At 72.4% G+C, this 15,717-nt stretch carries 19 protein-coding genes; 11 read left to right on the forward strand and 8 right to left on the reverse strand.

Translation table 11 applies throughout. The features are described 5' to 3' along the window. Positions 1-68: 68 nt before the first annotated feature. The gene (locus GA0070619_RS07175; RefSeq protein ID WP_088947338.1) at positions 69-1,019 is read right to left on the reverse strand and encodes a TIGR03557 family F420-dependent LLM class oxidoreductase; all 951 of its coding nucleotides are present in this window, start codon (positions 1,017-1,019) and stop codon (positions 69-71) included. A gap of 99 nt (positions 1,020-1,118) precedes the next feature. Beyond that, positions 1,119-1,244 (reverse strand): hypothetical protein, encoded by a 126-nt coding sequence (locus tag GA0070619_RS33755; RefSeq protein WP_255421242.1) that lies wholly within the window; start codon positions 1,242-1,244, stop codon positions 1,119-1,121. Between the two features lie 216 nt (positions 1,245-1,460). Here GA0070619_RS33755 and GA0070619_RS07180 point away from each other — a divergent pair, with 216 nt between their 5' ends. Continuing rightward, complete coding sequence (locus GA0070619_RS07180; RefSeq protein ID WP_088947339.1) at positions 1,461-2,954, forward strand: glycoside hydrolase family 3 protein; 1,494 nt, start codon at positions 1,461-1,463, stop codon at positions 2,952-2,954. Positions 2,955-2,968: 14 nt separating this feature from the next. Here GA0070619_RS07180 and GA0070619_RS07185 read toward each other — a convergent pair whose 3' ends face one another. Then, positions 2,969-3,256 carry a GNAT family N-acetyltransferase gene (locus GA0070619_RS07185; protein ID WP_088947340.1) on the reverse strand — a complete coding sequence of 96 codons (288 nt, stop codon included), beginning with the start codon at positions 3,254-3,256 and terminating at the stop codon, positions 2,969-2,971. Continuing rightward, a complete protein-coding gene (locus GA0070619_RS07190) occupies positions 3,253-4,479 on the reverse strand; it encodes a cysteine desulfurase-like protein (RefSeq protein ID WP_088947341.1) in 1,227 nt (408 codons plus the stop codon). Before GA0070619_RS07190 ends, GA0070619_RS07185 begins: the two co-directional genes overlap by 4 nt. A 96-nt stretch (positions 4,480-4,575) precedes the next feature. Between GA0070619_RS07190 and GA0070619_RS07195 the strand changes: the two genes are divergently transcribed. The 7 genes from GA0070619_RS07195 (at position 4,576) to GA0070619_RS07225 (ending at position 9,002) form a co-directional block, all read left to right on the forward strand. Beyond that, positions 4,576-4,941 carry a hypothetical protein gene (locus GA0070619_RS07195; protein WP_088947342.1) on the forward strand — a complete coding sequence of 122 codons (366 nt, stop codon included), beginning with the start codon at positions 4,576-4,578 and terminating at the stop codon, positions 4,939-4,941. Between the two features lie 59 nt (positions 4,942-5,000). Continuing rightward, positions 5,001-5,822: a DUF1206 domain-containing protein gene (locus GA0070619_RS07200; RefSeq protein ID WP_088947343.1), complete on the forward strand. Its 822-nt coding sequence runs from the start codon at positions 5,001-5,003 to the stop codon at positions 5,820-5,822. Between the two features lie 83 nt (positions 5,823-5,905). Continuing rightward, the gene (locus GA0070619_RS07205; RefSeq protein ID WP_088951615.1) at positions 5,906-7,093 is read left to right on the forward strand and encodes a mechanosensitive ion channel family protein; all 1,188 of its coding nucleotides are present in this window, start codon (positions 5,906-5,908) and stop codon (positions 7,091-7,093) included. A gap of 342 nt (positions 7,094-7,435) precedes the next feature. Next, positions 7,436-7,870, forward strand: a complete 435-nt coding sequence (locus GA0070619_RS07210; protein ID WP_088947344.1) for a phage holin family protein — start codon at positions 7,436-7,438, stop codon at positions 7,868-7,870. Further along, positions 7,867-8,241, forward strand: coding sequence for a DUF3618 domain-containing protein (locus tag GA0070619_RS07215; RefSeq protein ID WP_088947345.1), 375 nt, complete (start codon positions 7,867-7,869; stop codon positions 8,239-8,241). The genes GA0070619_RS07210 and GA0070619_RS07215 overlap by 4 nt, the downstream gene beginning before the upstream one ends. A gap of 8 nt (positions 8,242-8,249) precedes the next feature. Next, positions 8,250-8,510, forward strand: a complete 261-nt coding sequence (locus GA0070619_RS07220; protein WP_371409995.1) for a DUF4235 domain-containing protein — start codon at positions 8,250-8,252, stop codon at positions 8,508-8,510. 288 nt (positions 8,511-8,798) lie between these two features. Next, positions 8,799-9,002: a cold-shock protein gene (locus GA0070619_RS07225; RefSeq protein WP_030338233.1), complete on the forward strand. Its 204-nt coding sequence runs from the start codon at positions 8,799-8,801 to the stop codon at positions 9,000-9,002. 116 nt (positions 9,003-9,118) lie between these two features. On the opposite strand, the gene GA0070619_RS07230 is transcribed toward GA0070619_RS07225, so the two are convergent. Further along, complete coding sequence (locus GA0070619_RS07230; protein WP_088947347.1) at positions 9,119-9,313, reverse strand: hypothetical protein; 195 nt, start codon at positions 9,311-9,313, stop codon at positions 9,119-9,121. Between the two features lie 88 nt (positions 9,314-9,401). Then, complete coding sequence (locus GA0070619_RS07235; RefSeq protein WP_088947348.1) at positions 9,402-10,385, reverse strand: aldo/keto reductase; 984 nt, start codon at positions 10,383-10,385, stop codon at positions 9,402-9,404. An 84-nt stretch (positions 10,386-10,469) separates the two neighbouring features. Here GA0070619_RS07235 and GA0070619_RS07240 point away from each other — a divergent pair, with 84 nt between their 5' ends. After that, positions 10,470-11,264 carry a trans-aconitate 2-methyltransferase gene (locus GA0070619_RS07240; protein ID WP_088947349.1) on the forward strand — a complete coding sequence of 265 codons (795 nt, stop codon included), beginning with the start codon at positions 10,470-10,472 and terminating at the stop codon, positions 11,262-11,264. Next, complete coding sequence (locus tag GA0070619_RS07245) at positions 11,261-12,283, forward strand: adenosine deaminase (protein WP_088947350.1); 1,023 nt, start codon at positions 11,261-11,263, stop codon at positions 12,281-12,283. The genes GA0070619_RS07240 and GA0070619_RS07245 overlap by 4 nt, the downstream gene beginning before the upstream one ends. Before the next feature lie 252 nt (positions 12,284-12,535). Here the strand turns inward: GA0070619_RS07245 and GA0070619_RS07250 are convergent, their stop codons facing one another. Both GA0070619_RS07250 and GA0070619_RS07255 read right to left on the reverse strand, forming a co-directional pair. Next, positions 12,536-13,939 (reverse strand): HAMP domain-containing sensor histidine kinase, encoded by a 1,404-nt coding sequence (locus tag GA0070619_RS07250; protein ID WP_172861995.1) that lies wholly within the window; start codon positions 13,937-13,939, stop codon positions 12,536-12,538. A gap of 29 nt (positions 13,940-13,968) precedes the next feature. Next, complete coding sequence (locus tag GA0070619_RS07255; protein ID WP_088947351.1) at positions 13,969-14,658, reverse strand: response regulator transcription factor; 690 nt, start codon at positions 14,656-14,658, stop codon at positions 13,969-13,971. A 73-nt stretch (positions 14,659-14,731) separates the two neighbouring features. On the opposite strand from GA0070619_RS07255, the gene GA0070619_RS07260 reads away from it, so the two are divergent. After that, positions 14,732-15,652 carry an ADP-ribosylglycohydrolase family protein gene (locus tag GA0070619_RS07260; protein ID WP_088947352.1) on the forward strand — a complete coding sequence of 307 codons (921 nt, stop codon included), beginning with the start codon at positions 14,732-14,734 and terminating at the stop codon, positions 15,650-15,652. Positions 15,653-15,717 lie beyond the last annotated feature (65 nt).

Below are 15,717 nucleotides of genomic sequence, written 5' to 3' on the forward strand. Positions count from 1 at the left end.
CGCATTCGGGCGATCATGGGCGGGGCATCGGCAATGTCCCTGGGTAGCCGGCTCGTCTGATCCGGGGCTCAGCGCAGGCGGGGCAGGACCTCGCGCTGGTACAGGTCGAACAGGCCCTGGTAGTGCGGGCCGGTGTTGGCCACGTACACCTCGTCGAAGCCGGCCTTGGCGTACTTGTCGATCATTTCCAGGTGCGCGTCGACGCTGTTGCCGCAGACGAACGCGTCCCTGACCATCTCCGGCTTGACCAGCTCGGCGGCCTGCTCGAAGTGGCGCGGTGAGGGAAGCACCTGGGACAGCTCGCCCGGCACCCCCGCGTTCGGCCAGCGCTCGTACGCGATGCGCATGCCCTCGTCCTCGCTGTCCGCGTACGCCGCCTTGAAGCCGGCCTGGCACGGCTTGTCGCCGCCGCCGTTCTCGCGGAAGCGCCGGACCATCTCGCCGTCGGGCATGGTGCTCACGTAGCCGTCGCCGATCCGGGCGGCCAGGTCGATGGACTTGGGCCCGAAGCCGGAGACGTAGATCGGCGGGGGAGTGTCGGGCAGCGTGTAGATCCGGGCCTGCTCGACTGTGTAGTGCTTGCCGCGGTGGTTGACGAAGCCGCCGGCCCACAGCGCGCGCAGCACCTCGACGGCCTCCTCCAGCATCTCCAGGCGGACGTCGGCCTGCGGCCAGGCGTCACCGAAGATGTGCTCGTTGAGCGCCTCGCCGGTGCCGACGCCGAGCACGAACCGCCCGCCGTGCAGCACCGCGCTGGTCGCCGCCGCCTGCGCGATCACGGCCGGGTGGATCCGCACGGTCGGGCAGGTCACCGCAGTGGTCACCGGGAGCGAGCAGACCTGGCTGAGCGCGCCGATCATCGACCAGACGAACGGGCTCTGGCCCTGCGCGTCCACCCACGGGTGGTAGTGGTCGGAGATCCACAGCGCCTCGAAGCCGGCCCGTTCGGCACCGCGCGCCTGCTCCAGCAGCTCGGCTGGCGTGAACTCCTCACTGGACAGAAAGTATCCGATCTTCATCGTTTCCCCTTCGGCGCGCGAACCTGCTGATGGGGAATGCCGTACCCCGGGCGCGGTCGGCCACACACGGCTCGCCGGGCCCGGATCGGTGTGCGGCGCTCAGCGTCGACCGAACATCGCCCGGATCGCGGCGAGCAGCAGCAGCGCGCCGACCACCAGGCCGAGCAGGCGTACGCCGGGGATGTCGGCCGGGCTCGTCGCGTCGGCCAGCAGGGCGGGGTCCATCCCCGCACTCTCCCGGGGAGCGGGCCGCCAGGCAACTGTAAGGTTTATTGACTATTGAATCGCCCGGTGTGACCATGGCATGACCGCCTGCCGGTGGCGGTGCGCCGAGGGCGCGCGAGAGATGGGGTACGGGGGCCGCATGAGCGAGCGCGACCAGTGGTTTGACGGGGGCGCACCGACGCCGGTGCTGGAGACAGACCGTCCTGAGGGGGCGGTGTGACCGGGTCCGCCGGGCACCTCCCGGCGCTCGCCTCCGCCGTCCTGCAACCCGGGTTCGTCGGCACCACCCCGCCGCCGTGGGTGTGTCGCTGGCTCGGTGAGGGCCTCGGCGCGGTGGTGCTGTTCGCCCGCAACGTCGTCGACCCCGCGCAGGTGGCGGCACTCACCGCGACGCTGCGCGCAGAGCGGCCGGACGTCATCGTGGCGATCGACGAGGAGGCCGGCGACGTCACCCGACTCGAGTCGGTGCACGGCAGCACCCGGCCCGGCAACTTCGCCCTCGGCGCCGTCGACGACCCGGCGCTGACCGAGGCGGTCGCCCGGGACCTCGGTGTCGAGCTGGCCGCCGCGGGGGTCACCCTCAACTACGCCCCGGACGCCGACGTCAACTCCAACCCGGAGAACCCGGTGATCGGCGTGCGGTCCTTCGGCGCCGACCCGGCGCTGGTCGCCCGGCACACCGCCGCCTGGGTACGCGGCCTCCAGGCCGGCGGTGTCGCGGCCTGCGCCAAGCACTTCCCCGGCCACGGCGACACCCGCGTCGACTCACACCATGACCTGCCCCGCATCACCGCCGACCGGGCCCGGCTGGACGCCTGCGAGCTGGCCCCGTTCCGGGCCGCCGTGGCCGCCGGGGTGCAGGCGGTGATGACCGGCCACCTGCTGGTGCCGGCTCTGGATCCGGAGCTGCCGGCCACGCTGAGTCAGCGCATCCTGGGTGGGCTGCTCCGCGACGAGATGGGCTTCTCCGGCGTGGTGGTGACCGACGCGGTGGAGATGCGCGCGGTCGCCGACCGCTACGGCTTCGCCGGGGCGACGGTTCGCGCCCTCGCCGCCGGAGCCGACGCGATCTGCGTCGGTGGCGAACGGGCCGACGAGCAGGCGGTGCGCGAGCTGCGCGACGCCATCGTGGCCGCGGTCGTCTCCGGTGAGCTGCCCGAGGAACGACTCGCCGAGGCGGCCAAGCGGGTCGGGCAACTCGCCGCCTGGACGATGGCCGCCGCCCGCACCGCCGGGTCGGCCGGAGTGCGCGGCGCCGCCGACGTCGGGCTGGTCGCCGCCCGCCGGGCCGTTCGGGTCACCACCGCCCGGGCCGCGGCCGGGGCGCTGCCGTTGACCCGCGCGGCGCACGTCGTCGAGTTCGAGCCGCTGCGCAACATCGCCATCGGCGCGGAGACCCCGTGGGGCATCGGCGCGCCACTGGGCGAGCTGCTGCCCGGCACCAGCACGGTCCGCTACGCCGAGCCCGACGTGCCGGCCGATCCGGGCGCCGGGGCCGGCACCCGCCCCCTGGTCCTGGTGGTCCGCGACCTGCACCGGCACCACTGGATGCGCTCTGCCGTGCAACGCGCGCTGGCCGTCCGCCCCGACGCGGTAGTGGTCGAGCTGGGCGTGCCGGAGCTGGTGACCGGGTCGGTGCACCTGGCCACCCACGGCGCGACCCGGGCCAGTGGCCGGGCCGCCGCCGAGGTGCTGACCGGCACCCGCTGAGCCGACCGTCCCGCCTACGGCAGGTCGGCGACCAGGTCGGCGTACTCGGGGTGCTTGTCGATGAACGCGGCCATGAACGGGCACTGCGGCACCACGGTGCCACCCCGGGCGCGGACCTCGTCCAGGGTGCCCCGGATCAACGCGCCGCCCACGCCCTTGCCCTGGAAGCCCCGGTCCACCTCGGTGTGGGTGAAGACCAGGACCTCCCCGCGCATCAGGTACGCGGTGAAGCCGGCCAACGCGTCGTCGACCAGGATCTCGAAGCGGTGCTTCGCCGGGTTGTCCTCGACCAGGGTGCTCATCCGGCCATTCTCCCCGTGCTGTCGGTCAGCGCGTCGAGTTCGCCGAGCAACCGGTCCACCTCGTCGGCCGTGTTGTAGTGGTAGAGGCTGGCCCGCACCGCGCCGCCGCTGTCCCGCAGACCCATCATCTGGAAGTACTCGTAGGCGTAGTAGTCGCCGACCGAGAGGCAGAACCCGGCGGCGCCCAACGCCTCCTGGGTGGCCGCCGGCGACATCCCGGCGACCCGGAACGACACCGTCGGGCAGCGACGGGCCGGCGAGCCGTACACGGTGACCTCCGGCCGCTCCGCCAACCCGGCGAGCAACCGGTCCAGCAGCGCCTCCTCGTGCGCCTGGGCGGCGGCCAGACCGGCCCGCAGCCGCGCCCGCCGGTCCCCGACCGCGTCCGGGTCCAGCCCGGCCAGGTGATCGACCGCCGCGGTCACCCCAGCCAGCAGCGGGAAACTCGGCGTGCCGTACTCGAACCGGTCCGGCACCGCGTCGGAGGACGGCACCAGCTTCGCCGGGTGAAGCGCCGCCCAGCGGGCCGGGTCGGCCACCATCGCCGCCAGGTGCGGCCCGGACCACTTGTACGCGCTGGTCACCAGCACGTCGGCGCCGAGTGAGCTCAGGTCGGTCGGCCCGTGCGGAACGGAGTGCACCCCGTCGACGTGTACGAGCGCGCCGACGGCGTGCGCGATCTTGGCGATCGCCGGCACGTCCGGCATGGTGCCGATGGCGTTGCTGCCGGCGGTCACCGCGACCAGCCGGGTCCGCTCGCCGACCAGGTCGGCGTACTGGGCGGCGGGCAGCTCACCGGTGTGCCGGTCGACCTCCGCCCAGCGCACCGTCGCACCAGCCGCCTCGGCGGCCTGCACCCACGGCCGGATGTTGGCGTCGTGGTCGAGCCGGGACACCACCACCTCGTCACCCGGGCGCCAGGTCGCGCCGAGCGTGCGGGCCAGGGTGTACGTCAGCGCGGTGGCACTCGGGCCGAGCACCACCCCGGCCGGGTCGGCGCCGAGCAGGTCGGCCACCGCCGAGCGGGTCTCGGCCACCAGCTCCAACGACCGGCGGCCCGGTACGTTGGCGGCGCTGCGGTTGCCGACCGCCGCGCGCATGGCGTCGGCGACCGCGTCGATCACACCGGCGGCGGTCTGGGTGCCCCCGGCCCCGTCGAAGTGGACGAAGCCCTCGGTCAGGGCGGGGTACGCGGCCCGGGTGCGGGCGATGTCGAACGGCATGTCCCGGACCCTAGCCGGTGCTCCCGCGACCCCGTCCAGCCACCGGGTGATCACCAATCGACTGTGACATCGCGGGCGTCTCGTACTCTTGGCGAGGTGACGAACCGACCCGCCACCATGCCCATGCCCACCGTCCGCCGCGCCGCCGGTCTGTTCGCCGGTCTGGCGCTCGGCATCGCCGTGCTCGCCGGCTGCAGCTCCCAGGGCGCCTCCACAGACTGTTCGGTGGACGCCTGCACCATCACCTTCGATCGAGGTGTCGACGCGAGGACCACCATCCTGGGCGTCGAGGCCAAGCTGGTCGGCGCCGAGGGTGACCAGGTGACCGTCGAGGTCGCCGGCGAACAGCTCACCCTCACCACCGGCCAGCAGGCCGCCGAGGCCGGGGGTTTCGGGGTGACCCTGGACAGCGTGACCGACCAACAGGTCAAGATTCGCGTAGCGCGTAACCCGGGCAGCTGACCTGGGCGGGCGGCGGTGGCCGACGTTTGAGAATCTTCGCAATCGGAGATTGTGACGCCATGTCACTTACCCGTAGCGCCGAAGCCACCGCCTCCCGTACGGCGGACAGCCGGTGGCTGGAACTCCTCGCCCGGGCCGGCTTCATCGGCTACGGCATCGTCCACCTCCTCTTCGCCTGGCTGGCATTGCAGATCGCCTTCGACAAGTCGTCCGACGACGGCGACCAGTCCGGCGCGCTGCGTACCCTCTCCGCACAGCCCCTCGGTAAGTTCCTGGTCATCGCCGTCGCGGTCGGCCTGCTCGCGATGGCGATCTGGCAGGCGCTGGAGGCGGCGGTCGGGCACCGCGCCGAGCGGGGCAAGGAGCAGGTCATCGAACGGCTCGCCTCGGCCGGCCGGACCATCGTCTACCTCTACTTCGCCTGGACCGCGTTCAAGGTCTTCAAGGACGCCGGGTCGAACAGCGCCGACCAGCAGGAGGCGCTGACCGGCAAGCTGATGACCTCCAGCGGTGGTCGCTGGCTCGTCGGCCTGGCCGGGCTGGTGCTCGCCGCGATCGGTGTCGGCCTGGTCATCTACGGCGCCCTCAAGAAGTTCGAGAAGCACCTGAAGACCGGTGAGATGAGCCCGAAGACCCGCCAACTGGCCCGCCGTCTCGGCATGGCCGGATACGTGGCCAAGGGCGTCGCGTACGGCATCGCCGGTCTGCTGGTCATCGTCGCGGCCGTGAACTACGACCCGGAGAAGGCCCGTGGTCTGGACGCCGCGCTGCACACCCTGCGCGAGCAGTCGTACGGCACCTTCCTGCTGACCCTGGTCGCCCTGGGCATCGCCGCCTTCGGCGTCTACTGCTTCCTCCAGTCCCGGTACCGCAAGGTCTGAGCTGGTCGATACCACGGTCGTCGGGCACTCTTGGGCTTTTGCCCGGAGTGCCCGACGCCTGGTCGAAGGGGAGCACCGAAGCCTTGCAGAACTATGTCGAAACGACCGTCGCCGCGCTCGTCGCGGCGGCGGTCGCCCTGTTCCTGGTCGAGGTCGTCCATCGGCTGACCCGGCGGTTCGGCCGTCGCTCGCTGTTGATGACCGAGCTGACCGACCACGCGCACCGCCCGTTCCAGGTCGCCGGGACGGTCCTCGCCGTGCAGTTCGCCGTCCGTTTCAGCACCGGGTATGCGGTCGGCGAGAGCTGGCGCCGCCTGCTGCTGCACCTGCTCGTCCTCGCCGTCATCGCCACCGCGGCCTGGCTGGTGGCCTCGCTGCTGGTCGTCGTGGAGGACACCGCGCTGGCGCGGTTCCGGGTCGACGTGCCGGACAACCGGCACGCCCGGCGGGTCCGGACCCAGGTGGTGATGCTGCGCCGGCTGACCATCGCGGTGATCGTCATCCTGACCATCGGCGTGATGCTGATGACGTTCCCCAGCGTGCGGGGCATCGGCGCCGGTGTGCTGACCTCGGCCGGTGTGGTCGGTGTGGTGGCCGCGCTCGCCGCACAGAGCCTGCTCGGCAACGTGTTCGCCGGCCTCCAGCTCGCGTTCAGCGACGCCGTCCGGCTCGATGACGTGGTCGTCGTCGAGGGGGAGTGGGGTCGGATCGAGGAGCTGACCCTCAGTTATGTGGTCGTGCAGATCTGGGACGACCGGCGGTTGATCCTGCCCACCTCGTACTTCACCAGCAAGCCGTTCCAGAACTGGACGCGGACCGAGGCGGCGGTGCTCGGCACCGCCGAGTTCGACGTGGACTGGGCGGTGCCGGTGCAGACGATGCGCGAGGAGCTTCGCCGCATGGTCGAGGGCACCGAGCTGTGGGACGGCCGGGTCTGCGTCCTTCAGGTCACCGACGCCACCGGCGGGATGGTACGAATGCGCGCGCTGGTCAGCGCCGCCGACGCGGGCAGCCTGTGGGACCTGCGCTGCCTGGTCCGCGAGCATCTGGTGGCCTGGATCCGGGACAACCGCCCGACCGCGATGCCCCGGATGCGCACCGAGCTGGGCGACTCCAGCAGCAACCTGCCCTGGCAGTGGGTGCAGCCGAGGCGGCCGGCACGCCGCCTGTCGGAGACCGAGGCACCGGACGACGCTCGCGTCTTCGGTGGCAGCGACGACGGCGACGCCCGCAGTGAAGCCTTCGTAGGCCCCGAAGAAACCCGCCCCTGACCGGTCCGCGCCCGGCCGCCGGCACCCGTCTCACCCCGCTGATCATGAAGTTATTGCCATCCAGAGCGGCGTGTCGGGGCAATAACTTCATGATCAACGGCTCCGGGCGCGGTAGCGCGCTGAAGGGCGGGAGGGGTCGGGGTGGGGTTTGGTTTGAGAGGTTTGGTCGGGCTTGGGTGGGGGATGTGCTGCCGGACGTCTCTGGCGTGATCAGGGTGGGACGGTGCGCCGGTCCTCGGCGCGGCGTCCGGACAACGCGGACGGTGAGCTGCTCGGCGCGCTTTAGGATTGACGGGCGGCGACTCCGGGCATACAGCGCGGTGATGAGGAAAGGAGGACAGCATGGCTGACGTGGCGAACGCCCGCACATCCCAGAACGGGAGCGAGCCCTCCACCGCCGAGTTGGTGCAGCGGGCCACCGAGCAGGTCTCCCGTCTCGTACGGGACGAACTGGCGCTGGCCCGAGCGGAGTTGACCGAGAAGGGCAAGCACGCGGGCATTGGCATCGGGCTCTTCGGCGGCGGCGGCGCACTGGCGTTCTACGGTCTGGGCGCGTTGGTCGTCACGGCGATCCTGCTGCTCGACCTGGTGTTGCCCGCCTGGGCCGCCGCGCTGATCGTGGCGGTTGCCTGTTTCCTGGTGGCCGGCATCCTTGCCCTGGTGGGCAAGAAGCAGGTCAGCCGTGCGGTCCCACCGGTGCCGGCGGCGACGGTCCGCAGCCTCCGGGCCGACATGGACACCGTCACCGCCGCGGTGAAGGACAGGGGGCGGCAATGACCGGCAACGGGACCGGCGACACGGAGGCGCTCCGCGAGGAGATCCGCCGCACCCGGGTCGAGTTGGGCGAGACGATGGAGGCGCTGGCCGCCAAGGCCGACGTCAAGGCGCGCCTGAAGGTTTCCGCCGAGCAGGCGAAGGAGCGGATGCGCGAGCAGGCGGCGCAGACCGTCGCCCGGGTTCGCGGGCAGGCCGTGCGTGGTGCCGGAATGGCCCGCGCACAGGCCTACGAGAAGGGCGAGTTGGTGCGCGTACAGGCGCACGACAAGGGCGAGTTGATGCGACGCAACCCGGTGCCGTGGGCGGCGATCGCTGCCGGTGCGGTGGCCACCGTGGTGGTGCTGATGATCGTGCGGGGGAGGCGTAGGTGAGCAGAAACATCGGCAGGGTCGCATACCGGCCGGTCGGCGTGTTGTTGGGTATCGCCGCGGGCACGGTGGCCGGGGCGATCTTCCGGCAGGTCTGGAAGGTCACCGCGGGCGACGGTGAGGCACCCAACGCCATCGACGAGGATCGCGGCTGGGGCGAGATCCTGGCCGCGGCGGCGTTGCAGGGGGCCATCTTCGCGGTCGTCCGGGCCGCTGTGGACCGGGGCGGCGCGGTCGGCGTCCGCCGGATGACCGGCAGCTGGCCGGACTGACCACACAGCGACTTCAGCCCCCTTCCCGCATCGATGGGAAGGGGGCTTTCGCATGGCTTCGGACGCCGCCCAGCGGAACTGAGGCATCCGTCAGGTCACATGTCGGAGAAATTCGTCGGAGAGGTCGTGACAGACTTTTTACCTCCGTGATTTGCTGGTCCCCGCTGTTGCGAGATGGCGTGGGTTGAGAGAAGTCTCCTTCGTGGGGCCGCCTCAGGCACCGCCGCTCGAAAACGGCCAATCGGCCGGACGGCGTGCACGGCCGCCAGTTTTTCGAGGGAGATACACATGGCTCAGGGAACCGTGAAGTGGTTCAACGCTGACAAGGGCTTCGGCTTCATCACCGTCGATGGTGGGGGTGCTGACGTGTTCGTCCACTTCTCGGCCATCCAGACCAGCGGCTACCGCTCGCTGGAGGAGAACCAGCGGGTGGAGTTCGAGATCGCTCAGGGTCAGAAGGGCCCGCAGGCTGAGCAGGTCCGTCCCATCTGAGTGAGATGGCCGGCCCCCGCCGGTCAGTGGGACGGTCCGGCACAGGGCCGTTGAAAAGCCCCGCATCCTTCCAGGGATGCGGGGCTTTTCCGTGCCAGGCCACCAGGGCCAGTTGGTCAGCGTCGGCGGCGCGAGCGCAGGCCGAGCCAGAGCACCACCAGCCCGACCAGTGCCACGATCGGGCCGATCACCGCCCAGATCTTCTGGTCGGTCATCACGCTGCCGCTGACATAGCCGAGGCCCTGCACCGTCCACACGGCACCGATCACGACGGCCAGCAGGCCGAGGGTGAGCGAAAGCCAGCCCCTCATCGCGTCCCCTCTCCGACACCCGAGGCGGCGCGTCGCCCTCCAGCATGGTCGGCCGGGTGGCGCGACGCGAGCACCCCGGGCGTGCGGGTCACCACCGGTCGTGCACCTGCGGGCGGATCAGCTCGTCGTAGGTCTCGCGTACGGCTGCCAGTTGGTCGTCGCTCAGCGACGACAGGTCCGCCGCAGCGGCGTTGCGCCGGGCCTGGTCAGCGTCGCGGGCACCGGGGATGACCACGGTGACGCCCGCCTGGTCGAGCACCCAGCGCAACGCGAACTGCGCCATCGTGCGGTCCGCGTCGACCAGCGGCGCCAGCCGGCGTACGGCGGCGAGGCCCTGCGCGAAGTCGACGCCGGAGAACGTCTCGCCGACGTCGAAGGCCGCGCCGGTGCGGTTGAAGTTGCGGTGGTCGTCGGCGGCGAACTCGGTGTGCTCGTCGTACCGGCCGGAGAGCAGGCCGCTGGCCAGTGGCACCCGGGCGATGATGCCCACGCCGGCCGCCGCGGCTGCCGGCAGGACGCGCTCCAGCGGCTTGTGGCGGACCGCGTTGAGGATGATCTGGACGCTCGCCACGCCCGGCCGGGCGATCGCGGTGAGGGCCTGGTCGCAGGTCTCGACGCTGACCCCGTACCCGGCGATGGCCTTCTCGGCGACGAGGGTGTCGAGGCCGTCGAAGACCTCGTCGGAGGAGAACACGGCGGTGGGCGGGCAGTGCAGTTGGACGAGGTCCAGCGTGTCCATGCCCAGGTTGGCTCGGGAGCGGTCGGTCCACTGCCGGAAGTTGGCCAGGGTGTACGCCTCCGGCCGCTGCTCGACGCGGCGGCCCATCTTGGTGGCGACGGTGAGCCCGGCGTCGGGTCGGGAGCGCAGGAAGCGGCCGATCAGCTGCTCGCTGCGACCGTCGCCGTACACGTCGGCGGTGTCGAGGAAGGTGACTCCGGAGTCCACGGCGGCTGCGAGCACCGCCATCGCGTCGCCCTCGCTGACGGTGCCCCAGTCGGCGCCGAGCTGCCAGGCGCCCAGGCCGACCGCGCCGACGGTCCGGCCGAGCCGGTTGAAGCTGCGCTGTTCCATGCCCCGAGCCTAGTGATCGGGTTGCCGGCCTGCCACGCGAGCCGTATCTTGAAACAAGACGGACGTACGGTTTGGGAGGCTGCGATGTGGGACCCGACAACCTACCTGCGCTTCGGCGACGAGCGGTCCCGGCCGTTCCACGACCTCGTCGCGCGGATCCCCGCCGAGCGGCCCCGGGCCGTGGTCGACCTCGGCTGCGGCCCTGGCCAGCTCACCGCCACCCTCGCCCAGCGCTGGCCGACCAGCCGGGTGCTCGGCCTGGACTCCTCACCCGAGATGATCGACCGGGCCGCCGCCCTCGGCACTCCCGTCGACTTCGCGGTCGCCGACCTGCGCGACTGGCATCCGACCGGCGACGAGGACGTGGTCGTCAGCAACGCCGCGCTCCAGTGGGTGCCGGGTCACCAGGAGCTGCTGCGCCGCTGGGCCGGCGAGCTGCCCTCCGGGGCGTGGCTGGCCATGCAGGTCCCCGGCAACTTCGCCGCCCCGTCGCACCGCGCCCTGCGCGAGGTCGCCGACCAGCCGGCCTGGCGGGCCGGGATCGCCCCGCTGCTGCGCGCGGACCCGGTCGACGACCCGGCCGACTACGCGGCGCTGCTGACCGCCGCCGGCTGCGCCGTGGACGCCTGGGAGACTACCTACGTGCACCTGCTGCCGGCTCGGCCCGCCGCCGCGCACCCGGTGCTGACCTGGATGGAAGGCACCGCGCTGCGCCCGGTCCGGGCCGCGCTGGACGCCGCCGGCTGGTCGGCCTTCCGGGCCGAGCTGGGGGTACGACTCACCGCGGCGTACCCGGTGCGGCAGGGTCAGGTGTACTTCCCGTTCCGCCGCGTCTTCGTCGTCGCCCGCACCGGCGACCATGCCCAGGAGAACCCGTGACCGACCTGCCCACCTTCATCGCCGGCCTGCCCAAGGTGGAGCTGCACGTGCACCACGTCGGCTCCGCCTCGCCCCGGATCGTCGCCGAGCTGGCAGCCCGCCACGAGGGACGCACCCCCGTGCCGGCCGACCCGGAGGCGCTCGCCACCTACTTCGAGTTCCGCGACTTCGCGCACTTCATCGAGGTCTACCTGAGCGTGGTGGACCTCATCCGCGACCCGGAGGACGTCTGGATCCTCACCCACGAGGTGGCCCGGGAGCTGGCACGCCAACAGGTCCGGTACGCGGAGCTGACCATCACCCCGTACTCGCACGTGAGCCGGGGCATCCCCGCGCCGGCGTTCTGCGAGGCGATCGAGGACGCCCGCCGGCGCGCCCTGGCCGACTTCGGCCTCGAACTGCGCTGGTGCTTCGACATTCCCGGCGAGGCGGGTCTGCCATCCGCCGAGGAGACGCTGCGCATCGCCCTGGAGGAACGCCCGGACGGGCTGGTCAGCTTCGGTCTGGGTGGCCCGGAGATCGGCGTGCCCCGACCGCAGTTCCGGCCCTACTTCGACCAGGCCCGCGCGGCCGGTCTGCGCTCGGTGCCGCACGCCGGGGAGACCACCGGGCCGCAGACGATCTGGGACGCGCTGAACGAGCTGGGCGCCGAGCGCATCGGGCACGGCATCTCCGCCGCACAGGACCCGGAGCTGCTCACACACCTGGCCGAGCGGCAGATCGGGATGGAGATCTGCCCGACGTCCAACGTACGGACCCGGGCGGTGGCCAGCCTCGACGAGCACCCGCTGCCCCAGCTGGTCGAGGCTGGGCTGCTGGTCACCATCAACTCCGACGACCCGCCGATGTTCGGCACGACCCTCAACGACGAGTACGCGGTGGCGGCCCGTCTGCTCGGGGCCGGTCGCGAGGGTCTGGCCGGGCTGGCCCGCAACGCGGTGACCGCGTCCTTCCTCGACCCCGCCGGCAAGCAGCGGATCGGCGCCGAGATCGACGCGTACCTCGCCACCGCCGGCTGAGCTGGGCGGCCGGAACGCGGCTGAGCCGCTGAGCCGTTCGGGGGAGCGGGGCGCGCGGCGGGAGCGTGGGTGTGGGGGGACCTGAGACTCCCGCCGCGCGCGCGGCTTCACCGGCCGGGGGTGCGTGGTGCGCTCGACCGGTGAAACTGGTGGGTTCGTGCACTGATCCTGTCAGCCCGCAGCCGGTCACACGCGATCGTTAACCGCGATCTAAGGAAGACTTGCGCCGGCCCACAACCCGGGCCGTCGCGGTCACTCGTCTGTGGGGCGCTGGCGGGGCCAGCGACGTCCGCTGGACTTCGTGTCCCGGGCGTCGCGGGCCATCCGGCCGACCAGACCGAAGCGGCTCACCTGCCGGGGCGTCGCCTCCGGGTCGGCGAGCAGCATCACCACGCTGGCCCCGCCCAGCCGGGCGCGGTCGATGCTCACCGACCCGTTGGCCTGCAACGCCACCCGCTTGGCGATGTCCAGCCCCAGCCCGGTCGAACCCTGGTCACTGGTGCCCCGGCGCAGCGCCCGGTCCGGGTTGGTGATGCCGGGACCGGCGTCGTCGATCCGGATCGCCACGTAGCCGTCCCGTCGGGACACGGCCACCTCGAACGCGGTGCCCTGCGGCGTGTAACGGAAGACGTTGCCGATGACCGCGTCCAGCGCTGCGGCCAGCTCGGCCCGCGGCACCGGCGCCGGGATGCGCAACTGCGCGCCGTTCACCCGGTGCGGCCGGTTCTGGTCGCCGGCCAGGGCCGCCCAGAACACCATCCGGTCCCGCACCACCTCGCTGACGTCGCACATCGCCGGACCGGCCTCGTGCGCCACCGACTTGCGGGTCGTCTTGATCAGCACGTCGATCTCACCCTCCAGGGTGACGATCGCCTGCCGGATCCGCCGGATGCCCCGGAGCCGGTCCAGCTCCGCCGGGCTGAACGAACCCACGCTGGTGTCGTCGGACTCCAACGCCTCCGCGTCCAACCGCAGCACCGTCAACGGGGTACGCAGACGGTGCGACAGGTCGGCCACCAGCTCTCGCTCATCGGTGCGGGCCGCGTCGAGCCGGTCCGCCATCCGGTTGAAGGCGTACCCGGCCTCGGCCAGCTCGCGGGGACCGGTCGGCTCCACCCGTACGCCCAGGTCGCCGTCGCCGATGGACAGTGCGGCCTTCACCAGACCTCGGGTCGAGTCCACCGCGCGGGCGGCGACCCGGTCGACCACCAGCACCGCCGCGCCGGCCATCGCCGCGCCGACCGCGAACAGCAGCAACCAGGTGCCGCCGGCACCCTCGCCCAGCGTCGAATCCGGGAGGAACACCTCGACCACGGCCGTCCGGTCACCGAGGACCACCGGGTCGAGCCGGACCACACCGCCGTCGACGTCCACGACCAGCGACCGCCGGTCGGCACGGGCCCGGTCCAGGTCGCTGCCACTGGCCCGGCCCGCGGACTCGTCCAGACCCAACCCGTGCACCACCGGCCGGGTCTGGGCACCCTCGGCGCTGGCCACCACGGCACGCTCGACGACCGTCGGGTCGGTGCTGACCGCCAGCGCGCCGGTCACCAGGGCGCTGCGCCGGGCGGCGTCGGCGATCGCCTCGTCCCGGCTCTGCTCACGCAGGCTGAGGCCGAGGGGGATCAGGAACGCGAGCGCGACGAGACTGCACATGCCGGCCGTGAGCAGGGCCAGCGCCGTCCTCAGTCCGGTGCCACCAGCCGGAACCCGACCCCCCGCACGGTGCGCAGGTAGCGCGGCTTCGCCGCGGACTCGCCCATCTTTCTGCGGAGCCAGTACAGGTGAACGTCGATGGTCTGATCCTCGCCGACCGATGGCTGCCGCCATACCTCCTCCAAGAGTTCCCGGCGGGACACTACCCGCCCAGGTCGCGCGGCGAGATACGCCAGCAGGTCAAATTCCTTGCGGGTCAGCGCCAGTGGCTCCCCGTCGAGCTGGGCACTGCGTTCGCCCACGTCCACCTTGAGCCCGCCGACGCTGTGCACAGCGGGTTGCACGATCCGGCTGGCCCGCCCGGCCCGGCGCAGCACCGTGGTGATCCGCGCGTCCAGGTGCGCCCCGGTGAACGGCTTGACCATGTAGTCGTCCGCGCCGGCACGCAGCAGCTTGACCACCGACTGCTCGTCGTCGCGGGCGGTGGCGATGATGATCGGGACGTCGGTGATGCCGCGCAGCATCCGCAGCGCGTCCGAGCCGTCCAGGTCCGGCAGACCCAGGTCGAGCACCACCAGGTCGGGTGTCTCTGCGGCGACCCGGCGCAGCGCGTCCAACGCCGTACCCACGGCGTGCACGGCATGCCCCCGGTCGGTGAGGGACCGCAGCATCGCGCCGCGTACGACGTGATCGTCTTCGACCAGGAGCACGGAGGCCACGACAAGACCGTACTGGGCCTGGCAAGTTGATCGCGTTGCGACGTGCCTGGCGAGGGGGCAAGCTGGTACGACGATGTCGTTCACCCTGTTCGCCGATGCCCGCCTGGCGCTCGCCCGGGACAGCCTCGCCGGTCTCTCCACCGGCGACGCGCTCGGCGCTCAGTATTTCCTGCCGGGGTCGGCACCTGCGGATCTCACCCCGCAGGCGTTGCCGCCGTCGCCCTGGGAGTGGACCGACGACACCGAGATGGCCTGCTCGGTCCTCGCCGAGCTCGCCGACTCCGGCAGCATCGACCGGGACCGGCTGGCCCTGGCCTTCGCCGAGCGCTGCGAGCCGCGCAGGGGCTACGGCGCCGGCGCGACGCTGATCCTCCGGCTGATCCGCACCGGCACCCCGTGGCCGCTGGCCGCCGCCTCCGCGTTCGACGGTCAGGGTTCCTGCGGCAACGGCGCGGCCATGCGGGTCGGCCCTCTGGGCGCGTACTTCGCCGACTCGACCGCGCGTGCCGCAGCCCAGGCCCGCTCCTCGGCCGAGGTGACGCACGCGCACCCCGAGGGCATCGCCGGCGCCGTCGCGGTCGCTGTCGCCGCCTCGTTGGCCGCCCGAGCCCGCCTCGACGGGCACCGGCCAGCCCCGGAGCGGCTGCTCGCCGGGATCGCCGCCGCGCTCGATCCGGGCACCGAGGTGCACCGGAGCGTGAACCGGGCGGCCGGGCTGCTCGGCCGGCCACTGCCCCAGGTGGTGGCGGCGCTCGGCAACGGCTCCCGGGTGACCGCGCAGGACACCGTCGGGTTCACGCTCTGGGTGGCCGCCACCCACCTCGACGACTATCCGACGGCGATCCGGACGTGCGTGCGGGCGGGTGGGGACGTGGACACCACGTCCGCCATCGCCGGGGCGGTGGTGGCGGCGTACACCGGTGTCGGCACCCCCGGGGGCGTGCCCGAGCCGTGGCTGGCCGCCCGCGAGCCGCTACCCACCTGGCTGCCCTGACCACCCCGCCGGCCTGGACCGCCGCCCGGCCTGGCCGCCCGGGTCATGATCGACTCGGGTTTCTG

The organism is Micromonospora zamorensis (assembly GCF_900090275.1).
GTDB classification, from domain to species: domain Bacteria; phylum Actinomycetota; class Actinomycetes; order Mycobacteriales; family Micromonosporaceae; genus Micromonospora; species Micromonospora zamorensis.